An 18,650-nucleotide genomic window follows, 5' to 3' on the forward strand; every position below is an offset into this window, starting at 1 on the left:
AGAATGAAGTCGCGTGTCATTTTGAGAGAAAATACACATGCGATTTGGTGCTTAGATGGGCAACCTTCAACCGGCATCTGAATTTCAACCGCGAAAGATACACTACCGGACTTTGCAACAGCCGTGGCCACCCCGTCAGGAGACTCTTCTGCCGCCTGCCGGTGCGTTTGCACTGCTCGCGCTCTGGCTATACAATGGCTATGCTGTACCTCGCAGGTATCCGCAGCATCCGCTCAGGTGTATTCTTAGACGAGGAGAAGCTAGATGAAGAAACTTCTGTCCCTTCTGCTGGTCAGCATCTTTGTGCTGGCTCTGGTGCCAGCCGTCTCCGCGCAGGGCGGCATCGGCACCGCGGATAACCCGATTGAAGTGTATTTCGTGCCGTCCGGTGAAGCGCAGACCATCGTCGAAGGTGGCGAGGTGCTGGCAGCTGCTTTGAAGGAAGCAACCGGCCTTGAGTTCAGGGTGTCCGTACCGACCTCCTATGCCGCCACCGTTGAAGCCATGTGCGCTGCCCCTGACCGCTCGCTGGGCTTCATCCCGGCAGCAGGCTATGTGATCGCCAACAACCGCTGCGGCGTCGAGGTAGCGGCGGCGGCGGTCCGCTTTGGTTGGCCTTACTACTGGGCGCAGTACGTGGTTCGCCGCGACAGCGATATCTACACGCTTGGCGATCTGGCTGGCAAGAGCTGGGGGTACGGCGATCCCGGCTCGACCTCTGGCTACATTGTGCCCTCGGTGGAACTGAAGGCGATGGGCATCACCCCCGGCTCCGAGGTTCAGACCGGCGGCCACAACCAGACCATCCTGGCTGTGTACAACGGCGAAGTGGACTTCGGTACCACCTACTACAGCCCGCCTATCATGCCGGAAGGCCATGCACAGTGGTCTGTCCGCGACCTGCCTGAGCCGTACGATCTGTCCATTGATGAATCGTACATTGGCGATGATGGCGAGCTGTACGTGGGCGATATCCGCATTATGGATGCTCGCCGGGCTGTCCGGGAGACCGCGCCGGATGTGGTCAACCAGGTACGTATCCTGGCCATCAGCGCCCCGATCCCCAACGATACCCTGAGCTTCAGCCCGGACTTCCCGGACGATCTGCGCCAGCAGATTCTGGATGCACTCTTCGCCCTGGCGGAGAACAAAGAAGCCTGGGACGCTACTGCGCTGGCCACCGCTTATAGCTGGACAGGCATCGCCCCCGTGACCGATGATGCGTTCGACTCCGTGCGGCTACAGTTCCAGGTCCTCGGCCTGACGGAAAAGGATGTGTTCGGCGAAGGCTAACCGTTTCCTTTTGGTCAACTGACCATCAACGGTATACTAACGGGCAGCGAGAGTCGTCACTCTCCCTGCCCGTTGTTTTTGCCCGCCCACCCGGATCGCGGGGAAACAGGACGGAGACCCTGATGCTCAAGATCGAACACCTCACCAAAATCTATGACAATGGCGTCCTGGCCCTGGATGACGTCAGCTTTGAGGTGCCGGATGGCCAGTTTGTTGTGATCATCGGCCTGAGCGGTTCCGGCAAGTCCACCCTGCTGCGCTGCATCAATCGCCTCATCGACCCCACCGCCGGGCGCATCCTCTGGAACGACATTGACATCACCGCTGCCACCGACGAAGAACTGCGCCTGATCCGCCGGCGCATCGGCATGATCTTCCAGCAGTTCAACCTGGTCAAGCGTTCTTCCGTCCTGACGAATGTTCTGTCCGGGCGGCTGGGCTACACCAACCCGCTGTGGAGCCTGATCAACTATTTTCCGCGCAGCGAACGGGAGAAGGCCCTGGAAAAACTGGAGCGGGTGGGCATCCGGGAGAAGGCCCACAACCGCGCTGATGAACTGAGCGGTGGCCAGCAGCAGCGTGTCGGGATCGCCCGCGCTTTGATGCAGGAACCAGAGTTGATGCTGGCTGATGAGCCGGTAGCCAGCCTGGACCCGGCTACCTCCCATTCAGTTATGAAGTACCTGGAACTGCTGAACAAGGAAGATGGCCTGACCGTGCTGTGCAGCCTGCACTTTCTCAGCCTGGCGCGGACCTACGCCGACCGGATCATCGCTCTGAAAGAGGGCAAACTGATGTTCGACGGCCTGCCGGAAGATATCGACGATGAACGCTTCAAAGCCATTTATGGCGAAGATGCTGTGCGGGTTGAGATCGCTTAGGGGGAGCTGTGAACAACACTGACCAACCTTCATCCCGGAGCGCCTTGCGCCGCCTGCTGCTCGTTGCGGCGGTCGTGCTGGGCGTCCTGGTCTACGCCTATGGCTGGCGTGTCACCGACATCAGTCTGGAGGAAACCCAGGACCCCATCCGCCAGGATTCCGTAACCCGCGCCCTGCGCGAACTGCTGTCACCCGACATCTTCGATCAGGATCGCGCTTCTGAATTCGTCTATGTCGCCATCGCTCTCGGTTGCCCGGAAGATGGCACGCCCATCGAACAGCCGGCAGCCGAGCCGGGCAAGCCGCAGGTCACGGTCTCGCCGGACTGCGGGCGCGGCGGTGATGTCATCACCGTGCAGGGCACGGGCTTTGCCCCCCATGCGGATGTCTTCCTTCGCTGGATTCCCCCCAGCGGGCAGAGCCGCCCGCTGGTGCGCACGGACGTTGATGACAGCGGCAACTTTGCGACCCGTTTCGAAATCCCGCGCATTCGCGGCAGTCAGGGCGAAACTCACCGCCTGGAAATCGAAGAAAGCTGGCCGGTCAGCCTGCCTTATTTCAGCGCAACCACCAGAACCGTGATCGAAAAGATCATCGAGACCATCTTTCTGGCCCTGATGGCGACCACGATCGCCGTGCCTATCGCGGCGATTCTGAGCTTTCTGGCTGCCCGCAACCTGATGCGCCAGGTTCAACTCCCGCTCGGCAACGTGCTCGTTGGCTTTATACTACTGCCGGTCGGCTGGGTGCTGGGTGTGACGCTACTCTCCCCCGTAGCGACGCTGGGCATGGCCTGGGGCAAAACGCTATGGCTGGGGCTGGTTGGCCCGCTGATCGCCATGGCTGGCTACGCGCTGGTTGATCGCTCGGTGAACAACGTGGAATTGCCGCTGCACAGCCTCGGCTACCATGCCCGGCGGATCGGGATGAATATCCTGCTGCTGGTGATCACGGTGTTCGTGATCGGCGCGCTGGGTGGCCTAGGCATCTGGCTGGGCGAACGGCTGCAGGTTGGCCTGCTGGCCGATCTGGGCAATTTCCTCAGCACGTTGGGACGCCTGATCGAGCTGGTGATCACCCTGATCACCGGCGTCAGCGCGGCCTTCTTCGCCGCTTCAGTGGGGATGGAACTGACCCGCGACGGACTTAAGGTGTTGACCGGAACGCCCAGCCATATCGCCGGCGGGATTCTGGGCGCCATTGGCGGGGCGCTGCTCTTCGCCGGTCTGGCGCTGATCGCCAACATCGCAGCATTGCTGACCCTGCTCCTGCCGTTCATGACCGCCATTCTGGGCATGCAGGTTGTGATCATGATCTTCAACCGGGTGGTCAAGCCGGCAGTCCTGGCGGAAGGCGACGCCAGGCAGACCGCCCGTCTCATCGTTGGCATCGCCGGCGCGGTAATCGCCTTTTTCCTGGCTTACGACTTCCTGGAAACCGGGCGCGGGCTGGTCGATGGACGGCTGCCTTCCAGCCTGACCTGGAATGTGCTGGGCTACCAGGTGCAGTCCATCGTGGCCAAGGCGGCCCTGGTGGGCGGCGTCCTCAGCGGCGTCGGCGGCCTGCTGGCCGGAACACGGGCCATCTTCCCGCTGGGACTGACGATCTACAACGTGACTCGCACTATCCTCAACGCCCTGCGCTCCATCGAGCCGTTGATCATGGGTATTGTCTTCGTGATCTGGGTAGGCGTGGGGCCATTCGCGGGCGTGCTGGCGCTAACCCTGCATGGCATCGCCGCGCTGGGCAAGCTCTACTCCGAGCAAACGGAGAACATCGATCCCGGCCCGCTGGAGGCGATCCAGGCCACCGGCGCCAACCGGCTGCAAACGATCGTCTACGGCGTCGTGCCGCAGATCATCCCGCCTTACATCGCCTTCACCATGTATCGCTGGGACATCAACGTACGCATGTCCACGATCATCGGCTTTGTCGGCGGTGGCGGCATCGGTTTTCTGCTCCAGCAACAGATCAACCTACTGCGCTACCAGGACGCCGGCGTAGCCGTCCTGGCCATCGCTATTGTTGTTTCCGTACTGGACTATGCCAGCGCCACCATCCGCGAGCGCATGGTGTAAGTAGCGCAGTTTCGCAGGTCATTGGAGGTTCGGAGGTTCGGAGGGGCGGCGCGGGCCGCCCCTCTCCTTGGAAGAGGAGCGATCGATGAAGACAATCGGCGTGCTGGGTGGGATGAGCTGGGAATCATCCCTGGAGTACTACCGTCTGCTGAACGAGGGAGTCAAAGCACGGCTGGGCGGTCTGCACTCGGCCTGGATCGTGATGGTGTCGGTGGACTTCGCCGAGGTCGAGGCCATGCAGGCCGCCAACCGCTGGGACGATGCCGCGCGGTTCATGATTGAGGCGGCGCTGCGGGTAGAGTTGGGCGGGGCCGACTTCCTGGTAATCGCTACCAACACCATGCACCGCCTGGCCGACGCCATCCAGGCCGAGATCAGCATCCCGCTGCTGCATATCGCCGACGCCACCGCCGGCCCGATCAAGGCGCAGGGGCTGCGCACAGTAGGCCTGCTGGGCACCCGTTACACGATGGAGGGCGATTTTTACCAGGGGCGGCTGGAAGAGCAACACGGGCTGCGCGTCCTGACGCCGGATACCGCCGGGCGTGAAACCGTCCACCGCATCATCTACAACGAGCTGGTGCTGGGGGATATCCGTCCGGCCTCGCGGGAGGCGTACCGGGCCATCATTGCCGATTTGGTCAAGGCAGGTGCAGAGGGGATCATCCTGGGCTGTACGGAGATCGGCCTGCTGGTCAGACCGGAAGATAGCCCGGTGCCGATCTTTGACACAACCGCCCTGCATGCCGCGGCGGCGGTTGACTGGGCGCTGGAGGATGTCTAGCAGATGCGTGGCAGCAATTCCCCGGCAGGCAGGTCAACCACCCGCGTCGCGCCAATGCCTGTCTTCGCCACCACCAGGCCGGGATGTTCCGCCGTGACCGTCCCGATGCGGGCGGCATCCCTGCCGTAGGGATGGGTGCGCATTGCCTCCAGCACGGCCTCCGCCTGCAGCTCCGGGACGATAGCGACCAGTTTCCCCTCGTTAGCCACATAAAGCGGATCCAGGCCCAGCATCTCACAGGCAGCCTGCACCGTCGGCCTGACCGGCACGCGCGACTCCTCAAAGACGATGCCAACGCTTGAAGCCGCCGCCAGCTCGTTCAGGACGGCGCCCAGCCCGCCACGGGTGGCGTCGCGCAGGCAGTGAATTTCCCGCGTGACCGCCAGCATCGCCTCCACCAGGCCGTTGAGCGGCGCAGTATCGCTCTCCACCGGCGCAAAGAAGTCCAGCCCTTCCCGTACAGACATGATCGTGATCCCGTGATCGCCCATCGTCCCGCTGACCAGCACAGCATCGCCGGGACGGGCGTTGCCGGGGGCGATGTTCACGCCGGGTGGGATCAGCCCGATCCCGGAGGTATTGATGAACAGGCCATCGCCATGCCCTTTGTCGACCACTTTCGTATCGCCGGCCACCAGTTGCACGCCCGCCGCCCGGCAGGCTTCGCCGAACGAGGTGACAATCTGGCCCAGCGTCCCCAGGGGCAGCCCCTCCTCCAGGATGAAGCCTGCGCTCAGGTATAGTGGCCGGGCGCCACTCATCGCCAGATCGTTGACCGTGCCATAGACGGCCAGTTCGCCAATGTCACCGCCGGGAAAGATCAGCGGGCTGATCACGAACGAGTCGGTGGTGAAAGCCAGGCGGCAGGGTGCGCCATCGCCGCCCGGCGGTAGCTCCAGCACAGTCGAATCGCCCATCTGGGCCAGCAGATCGTTGCCCAGCAACGGCTCAAACAGGTTGTGAATCAGGTCGCTCATCATCCGGCCACCGCTGCCGTGCCCCATGACAATGGTCGGGTAGTTGCGCAGGGGCAGCGGGCATGTCCAGCCACTGAGGGTGGGTTTGTCTGTCATGTTCTCCATCCGGTTAGTTGGCGGGTCAATCCTGTTGAATGGCCTGGACCTCGCGATGGCGCCCGTAGCGGTAGTAAGCCGCGCATGCCCCCTCTGAGGAGACCATTGTCGCCCCCAGCGGAGTCTGCGGGGTACACTGGCGGCCAAAGGCCGGGCACTCAAACGGTTTCCGGCGTCCCTGCAGGACCAGGCCGCTGATGCACAGGGACGACTCTTCAGCAGCGATCTGGCCGACTTCAGGGAAGCGCCGCTCAGCATCGTAGCGCGCGAACGCCTCACGCAGCCGGTAGCCACTCATGGGGATCATGCCGATGCCGCGCCATTTGCGGTCACACCGTTCGAATACCTGCTCGATGACCGCTTGCGCGGGCCGGTTGCCCTCCAGCGTCACCGAGCGCTCGTAGGCGTTGGCGACCTCGGCCTGCCCCGCTTCCAGCAGCTGCACCAGTTTGAGGATACCCCGTGCCAGGTCGACCGGCTCAAAACCGGTCACCACGATGGGAACACGGTATTTCTCCGCCAGCGGCGGATATTCCCAGTAGCCCATTACCGCGCAGACATGCCCGGCAGCCAGGAAGCCATCCACCTGTACCTCGGCTTCCTCCATCAGCCCGGCGATGACCGGCGGCACAGTGACATGCGAGACGAGCACGGCAAAGTTCTGGAGGTCCTGCGCTCTAGCCTGTAAGACTGCCATGGCGTTAGCGGGCGCCGTAGTCTCAAAGCCAATGGCGAAGAAGACGACGGTTTTATCCGGATTGTCGCGGGCGATCTTGAGCGCGTCCAGCGGCGAATAGACGATCCGCACGTCTCCGCCCGCCGCTTTGACGCTGAACAGGTCGCGGCTGGAGCCGGGCACGCGCAGCATATCCCCGTAGGAGGTGAAGATCACATCCGGGCGGGAGGCAAGGGCGACGGCGCGGTCGATCAGCTCCACCGGCGTGACGCACACCGGGCAACCGGGGCCATGCACCAGCTCGATCTCCGGCGGCAACAGTTGATCCAGGCCGCTCTTCATGATCGAGTGCGTCTGCCCGCCGCAGACCTCCATGATCCGCCAGGGACGCGTGACGGTAGCACGGATCTCGGCCAGCAGCTTGCGGGTCAACTCGCCATCGCGGTACTCAGTCAGGTACTTCATCAGCTCTCGCCATCTCCGGGCTGGTCTGGCAGTTCACCGGCCAGCATATCCAGTTCGGCCAGCATGGCCAGCGTCTTCTGCGCTTCTTCCTCATCGACCCTGCTGATGGCGAAGCCGACATGAATCAATGTGTAATCGCCGATCTGCAGCTCCGGGACATAGGCCAGGCAGGCCTCCCGGATCACGCCGCCGCCAAAGTCCACCTTGCCCATCGGCAGCCCATCGCGCTCGTAAATCTCAACCACCTTACCGGGGATTCCCAGGCACACGCTTAGCCTCTTTTCGGCACAACATCGGCAGCCAAATCTTACCCATTATGTATAAATCAAACCTGGCCGGGCGGTAGTGACAAATAGCACTGATTCATCCCTTCCCCAACGCGATTTTCGGCACTTGCAGCGAGCCGGGCAGGATCGTTATTCTATGGTCCGGCGTAATACACAGCAGAAACAGATGATCATGGCAGCCAGCACGGTAGAGCGGCGACATATCCACGTTGATGGCGTGGTACAGGGCGTAGGTTTCCGGCCTTTCATTTATGGTCTGGCAGTACGGCACGGTCTGACCGGCTGGGTGCTCAACTCGTCATCTGGCGTAGACATCACTGTAGAAGGCCCGCCCGCCGCCCTGGAGTCCTTCCAGCGGGCAATCACGGCTGAAGCGCCGCCCCTGGCCCGCATCGATCGGGTAACCGCGGCGCCGCTCCCCCGTGATGGCGAGCCGCTGACAGCCTTTACCATCCGCCATAGCACCGCCGACCCCGGCGCATCGCTGATCGCGCCGGACGTGGCCACCTGCCCCGACTGCCTGGCGGAAATCCTCAACCCTGCCGACCGGCGCTACCGCTACCCGTTCACCAACTGCACCAATTGCGGGCCACGCTATACCATCATCGAAGCCATGCCCTACGACCGCCCGATGACCACCATGCGCGCCTTCGCCATGTGCCCGGAGTGCCAGGCGGAATACGACGATCCCTTGAATCGACGCTTTCACGCCCAGCCAAACGCCTGCCCGGTCTGTGGACCGCGTCTGCAGTTGATTATCCCGACGGCTGTGCCTGCCAACCTGTTCACCGACTGTCCGGATGATATCGCCCGTGCAGCAGCGTTACTGCGGGCCGGGTACATCGTGGCGATCAAGGGGCTGGGCGGCTATCACCTGGCCTGCGACGCGACCAACACGGAGACTGTAGCCCGCCTGCGCCAGCGTAAAGCCCGCCCGGACAAACCCTTCGCCGTGATGATGGAATCGCTGGAGGCGGTGCACCGCCGCTGCGTGGTCAATGCGGATGAAACCGCGCTGCTGACTGCTGTCAGCGCGCCGATCGTGTTGCTCTACACCCGGCCAGACTCGGACATCGCCCCGAACATTGCGCCAGATAATCCTATGCTGGGCGTGATGCTGCCCTATACCCCCCTGCACCATCTCCTGCTGCGCGATGCGGGTATCCCGCTGGTGATGACCAGCGGCAACCTGAGCGACATGCCGGTGATCAAGGACGATGATGAAGCGCTGGAGAAGCTGGCCCCCATCGCCGATGCCTTTCTGCTGCATAACCGCCCGATTCACATGCGCTGCGATGACGCCGTGTGGTGGGTCGATCGCTTCGCCGGGGAAGGCGACGCTGCGCTGCAACCACTGCGTCGCTCCCGCGGCGATGCGCCCTACCCCATCCGCCTGCCCTGGCCCGCCACGCACCAGATTCTGGCCACCGGCGCGGAGATGAAGAACACACTATGCCTGCTGCGCGGGCAGGATGCCTTCCTCAGCCAGCACATTGGCGAGATGGATTCGCTGGAGGCGCTGGCCTACTTCCGCGAAGCGCTGGATCACCTGCGCCGCATCTTCAAGGTGCAGCCGGAGGTCATCGCCCATGACCTGCATCCCGGCTACCTGACCACCCGCCTGGCCCGCGAACTGGCCGCCGCCTGGGATGTACCCCGCGTGGAGGTCCAACATCACCACGCCCATATCGCCGCCTGCCTGGCCGAACACGGGCGGGATGATCCGGTGATCGGCCTGGCGCTGGACGGCACCGGCTATGGGCCAGACGGCGCAATCTGGGGTGGCGAGGTGCTGGCGGCTGACCTGCGAGGTTACGAGCGCCTGGCTCATTTGGAATACCTGCCGCTGCCGGGCGGCGAAGCGGCCATCCGCCGCCCGTACCGCATCGCCTGGGGGTACCTGTGGGAAACCGGTGGAGATATCCCGCATTTACCCACTCTATCCCACCTAAACCCACAGGAACAGACGATCGTTATCCAACAGGTCAGCCGTCGCCTGAACAGCCCGTTGACTTCCAGCGCCGGCCGCCTGTTCGACGCCATCTCGGCGCTGCTGGGCCTGTGCCCGGTGACCACGTTCGAGGCGCAGGCGGCCATCGCGCTGGAACTGGCCGCCCGTGGTGTTGACCTGGCCCGTATCACCCCCTACGCCTTCACACTGGATGACGGTGTCATCCGCGTTGGCGGGCTGCTGACGTCGGTGGCAAGCGACGTGAACGCTGGCCGCCCGATTGGCGAGATCGCTGCCACATTCCACCTGACGCTGGCCGAGATGTTCGCGGCGGCAGCGGAGCAGGCGCGCGCCCGCACCGGACTGGAGACAGCAGTCCTTTCCGGCGGCGTTTTCCAGAACCGGCTCTTTCTGCGGCTGATGCGTGAGTCGCTGCGACGGCGCGGCTTCGCCGTGCTCTCCCATCGTCAGGTCCCGGCCAACGACGGCGGCCTCAGCCTGGGCCAGGCGGCGGTCGCCCTGCACGCCCCAGTGGGCTAATCCCCTCCTGCTGCCAGCAGCCCGGACAAAAAATCGCCCCGGCGGGTCCGCCAGGGCGATCGGCAGGTCTTAAGGCCGGGCAGCGATCAGCTTTCGCGGCGGCCAAAGATCATCGCCAGGCCGATGGCAACCAGCGCCAGCGGCCACAGCTTGAACAGCCAGTCCAGTTCGACATTGAACAGGAAGGCCAGCGCCAGAACGACCAGGAACAGGCCCAGCCCACCCTGTATCAGGTCATTGTTGTTCAGCCGGGTATTGGCGGTGTAGACGTTGTAGACGTTACGCAACATAGCCAGACCCGGCAGCGCGATGAAGATCGCCCACCAGTTGAAGCTCAACTGCATCCCGAACTGGCCAAGCAGCAGGATGACGCCCAGCGCAATGAGAATGAGCGCGCCCACATTCGTATCCCGACCTCTGGTCGCCATAGGTGATTTTCTCCCTTCGCCCATAGTAGCTATCACTTTACTATACGCACGCCCAGGCGGAAGGTTCCGAGGCTGCAGCCAGGGGTGGCTGTTCAGGGTTTGAAGTAACGCGTGATCAGGGCGATCACCTCTGCCGCACTCTCCTCGATTGGCTTGTCGGTGATATCCAGGATGGCAAAGCCATGCTCGCGGAACAGGCGAAGAGCGCCCTCAACCTGCTCCTTGAGCGCCTCCGGCTGAACGTAGTCGCCGCCGCCACCCGCCCGGAGCCGCCGCTGTCGCCAGCGGCGATGGGCGACGAGCTGGTCGGGGTCAATGGTCAGCCCGATCACACGATGCGGATCGATCTGGAATAGCTCCGCTGGCGGGTCGACGCCAGGCACAATGGGGACATTGGCCGTCTTCCACCCTTGTACCGAGAGGTAGATGCTTAGCGGTGTCTTGCCCACGCGGGAGACACCGATCAGGACAATCTCGGCCTGGTCAAGCTCGTGCGGCTTGCGCCCATCGTCATGCGAAACGGTGAACTCGATGGCTTCGATGCGCTCAAAGTAATTCTCGCGGATCTGGCGGTACAGCCCTGGCTGGCCGAGCGGCTCTCTGCCTAGCAGATGAGTCAGGTGGGAGAGCAACCCGCCCATCAGATCAAGAGCGGGCACGTTTTCCTGATGGGCGCGCTGGATCAAGGCCTGGCGCAGGCAGGCGTCAACCAGCGTATGGACGATCGTACCGTTGGTGCGACCTGCCTCCTGGACGGCTGCTTCGACCTGTGCCAGCTCCCGCACACGCGGCACAATGATCACCGGGATGTCGTCAGACCCAAATTGCGCCAGCGCCGTGCGCACGATCTGCTCGCCGCTGATGCCTTCCCCGCCAGATACAATGTAGATCGGCGGCGCGTTCATCTGGCTCCTCCCTGTCTCCATAGCGGATGCTTCTCACCACATCTCTTAATTCCAGTGTAAGGGTTTTTTTTGCCCGCAGCGAGGAGATCGTTGGCGAGATTCGCGGGATCGCGCCGGACGGCCCATAATCTTCAGCGACGCCATCAGCGACGCCATCAGCGACGCCATCAGCGACGCCGTCAGCGACATTACCGGCGGAAGGATGACAGCATGGATGAGCAGCGCGATAGCAACGAAATCGATCGCCTGGCCGGCGCTTTTGCCTTCACAGCGGAGGATTTGGCCGCCAACCGCACTGGCCGTCTGAGCCAGCGGCAACTGGAAGCCCTGCACCGCCGGGAAAACCGGGCCAGCGCCATCGTGCTGCTCTTCACGGTGGGCATGGCGATCGTGCCCGCCCTGGCCCTGTCCGCCTTTGCCATCGCAGGAAACATGCCTATGGTGGGGTTGTCTGTGTTCCTGCTGGTGGGGTTACCCATGCTGGGCTACTGGGTAGCCGATTCGGAACGCCGCCGCTGGTACCGCGACCGGACAGGCAATGTCGCCGCCAGCATCTACGGGCCAGTATGGTCTGTCAGTGCACCGGGCCGGACGGACCGCCCCCGTATCCGGATCGAGAATCTGGAGTTTGCAATCAGCCCGGAGCAGTTAGCTGCCTTCCAGCCAGGGGCAACATACAGCGTCTACTATACGCCCCGCACACGGATGATCCTGTCCGCTGAGCGCCCGCCGGAGTAGCCAGGCGCCTATCCGCCCAGCAGCAAACGCACCGCTGCCGGCGTAACATAGACCTCCAGAGCAGCCGCCATGACCAGCAGTGGCAGCACAAGGCCGATCCCGACTACTGCCGTGTCCGCCATGGCCGCCAGCCAGTGTTCGCCGATGCTGCGCCCCGCTGGCGGGCGATCAGTAATGCAGGCACCCATGCGCAATGCCGCCGCCGTCGCCAGCAAAATGGCCGGGATTTCCACCAGACTGTGGGGAGCCACCGCCGCCAGAAATATCGCCGGGTCCAGCCCCAGCGCTCCAAACTGGGCGGCAACCCAGCCCAGGATGCCAAACGGCGCGATGGCCAGCACCACTGCCATCACCCCGAAACTCACCACCGCCAGCAATGTCGCCGCCAGCAACACACGACTATTCTGCCACACCGCCAGCAGTATTGTCCCCGGCTGCGCCCCCAGTTCGTACCACATGCTGAAGTTAGCCGCCAGCGCTTCCCGTGAGGCGGCAGTTTCCGGCGGAAGGCGCAGCGTGGAGTACGTTCCGATCCCCCAGCCAGCCACAAAAGTCCCCGCCGCAGCGATCAGGACAACCAGTGCGGCCCCGCGCAGGCGGCGCACCGCTGGGAAGACCGTCCCACGATACCAGGCCAGCAGACCGCCATCCCGCCCCCCTCGAAAATAACACCAGAATGTGCGCACGATCCAGCGCAGGTTGATCGCATCCAGGGCGGTGGAAAGCAACTCCTCACGGTTGAACATGCGCGTGCCGATCCGCATGAATAGCACCGTGCCCAGCAGCAAACCCGCCAGAATCACCCACAGGGCAAAGATGCCGCGCGGCGAGTCGGCGTCCGGCGCGCCGAACATGATGATGCTTTCCAGGATGATCAACAGGGAAACCGGCACGATGATGAAGCTGGCCAGCAGGTTGGCGGCACGGGTGGACGTTGTCTGGCTGGAGACCACGACCGCCCCGGTGACCATCAGCAACGCCTGAGCCGTGGTCAACAGGACGATCTGGACGATCAGCATCGGCTGTGGACGCCAGGCCAGTTCGCCCAACAGCAGGCTGCCCAGGTAGATCGCCATGCCGGTATAGCTGGCCAGCAACGGCGGGAGCATCGCCGCCAGCGTTTTGCCGATGTACAGCTCCAGATTGGTCAGGGGGGTAGCCAGCAGCGGCTCCAGGCTGCGCCGTTCCTTTTCGCCGACAAAGGTTTCCAGCGCGATCACCAGCGAAAGCGAGATCGGGAAGAATCCCACGATCATCAGCAGGAAGGGAATCGTCCGTTCGCCGATCAGTTCCGCGCCGTACTGAGTCACGAAGTTCAGCATCAAATTGGCGCCAAACTGGGAAAGCGCCGGGAAGCCCAGGGTCAGGATGAAGATCGGGGCCATGATCCGCCAGTCACGGAAGCTATCCAGCAACTCGCGGCGGGTGACGATCAGGGCGTTGCTCAGGGTTAGCCGCCAGTGATCCCACCGGCCCATCGGGCTTGACGCTTTACGGGGTGAAATCGTTGCCGTCATCGCGGTGGCCCTTTTCGTCTTCTTCGACAATCCGCAGGTAGATCGTTTCCAGCGTATCCTGCAGCGGGCTGAGCGTCACCACCTCCACACCGAGGCCGGTCAGGCGGCGGATAATCTGCGGGTTGGTGCGCTCCGGCTCTTCAGCCCGGTAGCGGAGCCAGTTTTCGCCACACTCAACCACCTGCACCAGGCCGCTCAACTCCGCAGCAATGCCATTCAGCGACCCGCGCACCCGTAGCTCCATCAATGGGACACCAGCGAAAGCGCGGGAAAGCTGTTCAAAAGTACCGAGGGCGATGATCCGCCCCTGGCGGATAATGGCGATCCGGTCAGCCAGGAGCTGCGCTTCGGTCAGGTTATGGGTGGTGACGATGAACGTGCGGGCGTCGCGTCGCAGTTCCAGGATGGCGTCCCGTACCAGCTTGGCGCTCTGGGGGTCCATGGCGCTGGTCGGCTCGTCCAGCAGCAGGACGGGCGGATCATGCAACATAGCCCGGACCAGAGCCAGCTTCTGCTTCATCCCTTTGGAGAACTCACCCAGCCGGCGGTCAAGTGCATCTTCCAGCCCAAAGCGCTGCATCAGCAGGCGAGGCCGTTCCCGGCGGGTACGGTCATCCAGATGGTACAACCGGGCGAAGAAATCCAGGTACTCCAGGGCCTTCATGCGCTCGTAGAGACCGTGTTGCTCGGTCAACACGCCCACCCTGAAGCGCACTTCCTCCGGCTGGCTGACGACGTCATAACCAGCGATCCTGGCCCAACCTGAGGTCGGCTTGAGGATCGAGGTTAACATACGTACAGTGGTGGTCTTGCCTGCGCCATTTGGCCCTAACAGCGCCAGGACACTGCCCGCTTCCACCTGCAGCGTCACGCGATCCACCGCCCGGAAGCTGCCAAAATCCTTGGTCAGCTCCTCGGCTTCAAGCATTACCCTGTGCTCAACCATGGTCATGTACCGCCCTGTCCACCTGCACCACTGTTCATTGTAGTGCACGGAACAGCGCCAGGACTATGGCCTTTTGGCACTACCGACCTGCTTCCCTAGCGATCGGCCGGGCCGAAAGTTTCCTCACCGGGGATCGTCTCGTAGCGCCCGGCAGCCGGCCAGCGCCGCCGCCATAGAAGCACAAGCACAGCCAGGGCGACACCTCCCAGAGCGACGACCTGAGACACATTCACCGATCCGACCAGCGTCACATCGACGCGCAGGAATTCCAGCAAGAAGCGGATCACGCCGTAAGAGATCAGGTAGAGTAGCAGAAAGTCGCCCTTGCGAAAGTGCTTGCGATGGTTGAGCCACAGGTAGAGCAGTACCACCACCGTCAGCGCATTCCACAACGACTCGTAGAGAAAGATGGGATGAAAACGGGTTTCCAGCGGATAAGTCACCATGTCACGGTATTCGCCAATGCGGGCGAAGCGTTCGATGGTGATGCCCCAGGGCAGCGTGGTTGGGAGGCCCCACAACTCCTGGTTGACGTAATTGCCCCAGCGACCGATAGCCTGCCCCAGCGGCAGCACAATCGCGCCGATGTCCAGCCACTCTGCCAGGTTGAGGCGGTGACGCCGCGCATAAAGCAGGATGCCCAGGATGCCGCCGATCACCGCGCCAAAAATGCCCAGTCCACCGCTCCAGATCGCCAGCGGCCCGTTAGTCAGGTCAAGGGGATGGGTCAGGAACCACTCCGGCGTGAAGCCGCGCTCCACCATCTCTTTGGATGGAAAGAAGATAAACCACAGCCGCGCCCCGATGATGCCGGGGATCAGCGCCCAGGTCAGGCCGCTCCAGACATGATCCGGATCGCGGCGATCCTTCCTGGCCATCCAGGCAGCCAGGCTGGCGGCAAGCAACAGCCCACCCACGATCAGCATCCCGTAATAGCGAAGGTAGAGCGGGCCAAGATGAATACCGTAAGAATCAACAGACATAGCGCTCAAGCACCTTTATCGTTCCCGGCAACCTGCGCGAGCCGCGCAAATTGCGCCACAGACCACAAGCGATGAAGTGCGGTTAGGCCGGAACCAACCGCCAGCACGATCAGGCCGGGCAGCACCCAGCCCGTGAACAGCATCAGCAGCAGCACCGCCAGACGCTCAAAGCGGGAGAACATCCCGCCGGCGCAGGGCAGGTCCGCGGCGCCAGCCCGCGCCCGGATGTAGCTCACCATCGTGCTGCCCACCAGCGCTGCGTAAGCCAGCGTCATCTCCCCAAAGCGACCGGTTACCGCCAGGTAATACGCCAGCGACAGCAACAACGCCATATCCGCCAGCCGATCCACCGTCGAATCGAGTACGCCGCCAAACGGGTTGGTGCGTCCCAGCGCCCGCGCAACTGCGCCATCCAGCGCGTCCATGGGCAGGCTGATGACCAGCAGCACCGCCGCCGTCACAAACTCACCGCTGGCCAGCAATCCGGCAGCAATCAGGGTGATCCCCAGTCCGATCAGCGTCAGCAGATCAGGATGTACCTTGTGCGCCGCCAGGCTGCGACCGATCCGCTCGGTAAGGGCCGAGGTCGCCTGGCGCAACCAGGTACTCAGGTTGGGCGTAGTTGGTGGTTGAGACTGTCTCACGGTCTTCTCCCATCATCGTTGGAGAAACTTGCCCTTGCCAGCGGGCGCTTTGTCAGGTACACTTAGGCCGTTCTCGGGGCGTAGCGCAGCTTGGCTAGCGCGCACCGTTCGGGTCGGTGAGGTCGGCGGTTCAAATCCGCCCGCCCCGACACAAAGGCTCGCATTAGCGAGCCTTTTTTGATGTCCCAGACCCTGCCATTCTACACCGTTCTCCACCGATTTTACAGGGTGCTACGCACGGACTGGTTCCCACAATCAGGATTCCGGGCCACGCAGCACCCCCCTCACCACCGCCGCGAGGGACTGCACCGGGGCGCCCGCTTCCACTGGGATATGAACAAAGGCGCCGTCCAGCTGCATATAGCCAAGTACCACCGTCAGGTCTGGAAGCTCTGCCTGAATACGGCGCTGGATAGCCCGCAGATCAGCCTGATGACGCGCTAGCGTACCTTCCACACCATAAGCGCCACAATCCTCGTGATTCAGCAGGAGCACCAGCCGGATGCCATGCAGGCGTGCCGCCAGCGCCACCTGGGCTAATACAGCCTCGCGCTCCTTCACCCCACTGGCCAGCGCGACACGATCATACGTTCCATAGCCAAGCACCGAACTCAGCCAGGCGTCAAGGTGGGCCTGAAGCCGGAAATCGATGCAGGACACCAGAGCATCACAACGAAGCAGTTGCTCGCCTCCTATGATATACACCCAGCCCTGCTCCACGCTTATTCTGACGGTCAGACATTCGGGCTATAACCCCTGCGCCTTGGCCTCTTCCCACAGGGCGTCCATCTCCGCCAGAGACATCTGGCTCAGGGTACGCCCGGCGTGTTCCGCTGCCTGCTCGATGTAGTGAAACCGCCGGTAAAAGCGCCGGTTAGCTTCCCGCAGAGCTGTCTCCGGCTCAACGCCCATCCAGCGGATCCAGTTGACCAGGGCGAACAGCAGGTCGCCGATCTCCTCTGCGCGTTGCTCAGGATCGGGCGCAGCGCGGATTTCATCGATCTCCTCGCGGATTTTGTCGATCACCGGCTCGATTTGTTCCCAATCAAAACCGACGCGGGCGGCCCGCTCCTGGTAGTTATACGCCTGAGCCAGCGCCGGGAGCGCTCTGGAGATGCCATCCAGCAGCGATTGGCGAGCCTTGCCGTTATCCCGCCGTTCCTGCCGCTTGATCGCCTCCCAGTTGCGGGCTACATCGCTGCTATCGTTGACGCTCACCTCACCCCAGACGTGCGGGTGGCGGTGGATCAGTTTGCGGTTGATGTAGCCAATAACTTCCGGCATCCGGAATTCGTCCCGGTCAATAGCCACCTGGGCGTGAAAAACCACCTGCAACAACAGGTCGCCCAGTTCTTCGCGCAGCGCGCCAACATCCCCGGCGTCCAGCGCTTCCAGCACTTCGTAGGCTTCTTCCAGCAGGTACGGGCGCAGCGTCAGGTGATCCTGCTCCCTGTCCCAGGGGCAACCTTGCGGGGAACGCAGATGAGCCATCGTCTCCTGAAGGCTTTCAAAGCTGCCATAGGGGTCACAGGCAGGAAGGTACAGATGCATCAGGGGCGATAGCGAGAGGCGGTCATCAATCGTGGCCAGTGCAACAGGCGACGTCAAAAGATGGCCGGAGTCATCAGGCTGGAGCAGCAGTAGTTCGTGTTCGGGGGGATACTGGCGCAGCAACAGTGTCTTGATCTGGCTGAGCAGCGGGGCACTGCTCACCTCCGTAATCAACGCCGGAACGGCGGGATTCAGCGGCGGGTAGTACATCCCTGCCAGCCCCGCCGCCGGGTGAATCTGTATCCCTGCCGTGGCAGGCGCAGGTAGCGCCCCCAGCAGGTCGTCCAGAAACCCCGCGCTGTCGATCAACTGCAACGGGACGCCCTGTTCGAGCGCCCGCGCGCCAAGTCGCTCAAGGAATGGTCCGTCACTGGCTAACCTGCCGGGCGATGCATACACCACTTCCCGGCGCTCACCTTCCTGCAGGATGTCAGCGCACCACTGTTCATAGCTGGCGTCATCTGTCGAGTGTTCGCCGCCGGTCAACGGGCGGTACTCCGGGCCAGCAGGCAACGCGGCAACAACCGGATGATCCGGCATGCGCAAGAAGACGATCTGCGCCTGCTCGATCGCCCGCCAGGCACCCAGGCTCAACCTGTCAACATGCCCGGACCCAAGCCCTACAACGGTGATCGCCATGGTCGCTCCCAACAGCAAATATCAATCCGGCCAGACGCTTCATTATACCGGAAGATCGCAGCTCTTTTCAGTGAGAATTGACCGGCAAAGCGATTGTGAACCGCTGAAATGGGGTAAACCTGTGCGCAAATGAACAGGTGAAAGGCCTGAGGGGAAAAAACAACATTCCTGCGGGTTGGCGTTGGCCTACTCTCCCACTCCGCTACCAGAGCAGTACCATCGGTGCTGACGGGCTTAACGACCGGGTTCGAGATGGGACCGGGTGTACCCC

General features: G+C 62.8%; 16 protein-coding genes, 1 tRNA gene, 1 rRNA gene and 1 pseudogene. 7 read left to right on the plus strand and 12 right to left on the minus strand.

The features are described 5' to 3' along the window. Positions 1-264: 264 nt before the first annotated feature. The 4 genes and pseudogenes from HPY64_17415 (at position 265) to HPY64_17430 (ending at position 5,036) form a co-directional block, all read left to right on the plus strand. Positions 265-1,293: pseudogene (locus HPY64_17415) on the plus strand (phosphate/phosphite/phosphonate ABC transporter substrate-binding protein). 122 nt (positions 1,294-1,415) lie between these two features. Next, on the plus strand, positions 1,416-2,174 hold the full coding sequence (phnC, locus tag HPY64_17420; GenBank protein ID NPV68911.1) for a phosphonate ABC transporter ATP-binding protein: 759 nt from the start codon (positions 1,416-1,418) through the stop codon (positions 2,172-2,174). A gap of 926 nt (positions 2,175-3,100) precedes the next feature. Then, positions 3,101-4,252: an ABC transporter permease subunit gene (locus HPY64_17425; GenBank protein NPV68912.1), complete on the plus strand. Its 1,152-nt coding sequence runs from the start codon at positions 3,101-3,103 to the stop codon at positions 4,250-4,252. 85 nt (positions 4,253-4,337) lie between these two features. Next, a complete protein-coding gene (locus HPY64_17430) occupies positions 4,338-5,036 on the plus strand; it encodes an aspartate/glutamate racemase family protein (protein NPV68913.1) in 699 nt (232 codons plus the stop codon). Here HPY64_17430 and hypE read toward each other — a convergent pair. The 3 genes from hypE to HPY64_17445 are packed head-to-tail and all read right to left on the minus strand — an operon-like array spanning position 5,033 to position 7,519. Further along, on the minus strand, positions 5,033-6,109 hold the full coding sequence (gene hypE, locus HPY64_17435) for a hydrogenase expression/formation protein HypE (protein NPV68914.1): 1,077 nt from the start codon (positions 6,107-6,109) through the stop codon (positions 5,033-5,035). The genes HPY64_17430 and hypE overlap by 4 nt on opposite strands. 25 nt (positions 6,110-6,134) lie before the next feature. Beyond that, complete coding sequence (hypD, locus tag HPY64_17440; protein NPV68915.1) at positions 6,135-7,250, minus strand: hydrogenase formation protein HypD; 1,116 nt, start codon at positions 7,248-7,250, stop codon at positions 6,135-6,137. Further along, entirely contained in the window at positions 7,250-7,519 is a 270-nt protein-coding gene (locus HPY64_17445) for a HypC/HybG/HupF family hydrogenase formation chaperone (protein ID NPV68916.1), read from the minus strand. Before HPY64_17445 ends, hypD begins: the two co-directional genes overlap by 1 nt. A gap of 190 nt (positions 7,520-7,709) precedes the next feature. Between HPY64_17445 and hypF the strand changes: the two genes are divergently transcribed. Continuing rightward, complete coding sequence (hypF, locus tag HPY64_17450; protein NPV68917.1) at positions 7,710-10,028, plus strand: carbamoyltransferase HypF; 2,319 nt, start codon at positions 7,710-7,712, stop codon at positions 10,026-10,028. Between the two features lie 86 nt (positions 10,029-10,114). On the opposite strand, the gene HPY64_17455 is transcribed toward hypF, so the two are convergent. Beyond that, positions 10,115-10,456: a hypothetical protein gene (locus tag HPY64_17455; GenBank protein ID NPV68918.1), complete on the minus strand. Its 342-nt coding sequence runs from the start codon at positions 10,454-10,456 to the stop codon at positions 10,115-10,117. A gap of 92 nt (positions 10,457-10,548) precedes the next feature. Next, positions 10,549-11,382, minus strand: coding sequence for a kinase/pyrophosphorylase (locus tag HPY64_17460; GenBank protein ID NPV68919.1), 834 nt, complete (start codon positions 11,380-11,382; stop codon positions 10,549-10,551). 189 nt (positions 11,383-11,571) lie between these two features. On the opposite strand from HPY64_17460, the gene HPY64_17465 reads away from it, so the two are divergent. Next, positions 11,572-12,099, plus strand: coding sequence for a hypothetical protein (locus tag HPY64_17465; protein ID NPV68920.1), 528 nt, complete (start codon positions 11,572-11,574; stop codon positions 12,097-12,099). A gap of 8 nt (positions 12,100-12,107) precedes the next feature. On the opposite strand, the gene HPY64_17470 is transcribed toward HPY64_17465, so the two are convergent. The 4 genes from HPY64_17470 to HPY64_17485 form a co-directional block, all read right to left on the minus strand. Further along, a complete protein-coding gene (locus tag HPY64_17470) occupies positions 12,108-13,616 on the minus strand; it encodes an ABC transporter permease subunit (GenBank protein ID NPV68921.1) in 1,509 nt (502 codons plus the stop codon). Further along, positions 13,591-14,544, minus strand: a complete 954-nt coding sequence (locus tag HPY64_17475; protein ID NPV68922.1) for an ABC transporter ATP-binding protein — start codon at positions 14,542-14,544, stop codon at positions 13,591-13,593. The genes HPY64_17470 and HPY64_17475 overlap by 26 nt, the downstream gene beginning before the upstream one ends. 113 nt (positions 14,545-14,657) lie before the next feature. Further along, positions 14,658-15,545 (minus strand): prolipoprotein diacylglyceryl transferase, encoded by an 888-nt coding sequence (gene lgt, locus HPY64_17480; protein NPV68923.1) that lies wholly within the window; start codon positions 15,543-15,545, stop codon positions 14,658-14,660. 5 nt (positions 15,546-15,550) lie between these two features. Next, on the minus strand, positions 15,551-16,189 hold the full coding sequence (locus HPY64_17485) for a CDP-alcohol phosphatidyltransferase family protein (GenBank protein NPV68924.1): 639 nt from the start codon (positions 16,187-16,189) through the stop codon (positions 15,551-15,553). A 74-nt stretch (positions 16,190-16,263) separates the two neighbouring features. On the opposite strand from HPY64_17485, the gene HPY64_17490 reads away from it, so the two are divergent. Next, positions 16,264-16,338: transfer RNA gene (locus HPY64_17490), tRNA-Pro, on the plus strand. A gap of 106 nt (positions 16,339-16,444) precedes the next feature. On the opposite strand, the gene HPY64_17495 is transcribed toward HPY64_17490, so the two are convergent. The 3 genes from HPY64_17495 to rrf form a co-directional block, all read right to left on the minus strand. After that, complete coding sequence (locus HPY64_17495) at positions 16,445-16,894, minus strand: hypothetical protein (GenBank protein NPV68925.1); 450 nt, start codon at positions 16,892-16,894, stop codon at positions 16,445-16,447. 42 nt (positions 16,895-16,936) lie between these two features. Beyond that, entirely contained in the window at positions 16,937-18,379 is a 1,443-nt protein-coding gene (mazG, locus tag HPY64_17500; GenBank protein NPV68926.1) for a nucleoside triphosphate pyrophosphohydrolase, read from the minus strand. Positions 18,380-18,552: 173 nt separating this feature from the next. After that, a 5S ribosomal RNA gene (rrf, locus tag HPY64_17505) occupies positions 18,553-18,650 on the minus strand; the annotation flags it as partial.

It is taken from the genome of Anaerolineae bacterium, from assembly GCA_013178165.1.
Taxonomy (GTDB): Bacteria; Chloroflexota; Anaerolineae; order Aggregatilineales; family Ch27; genus Ch27.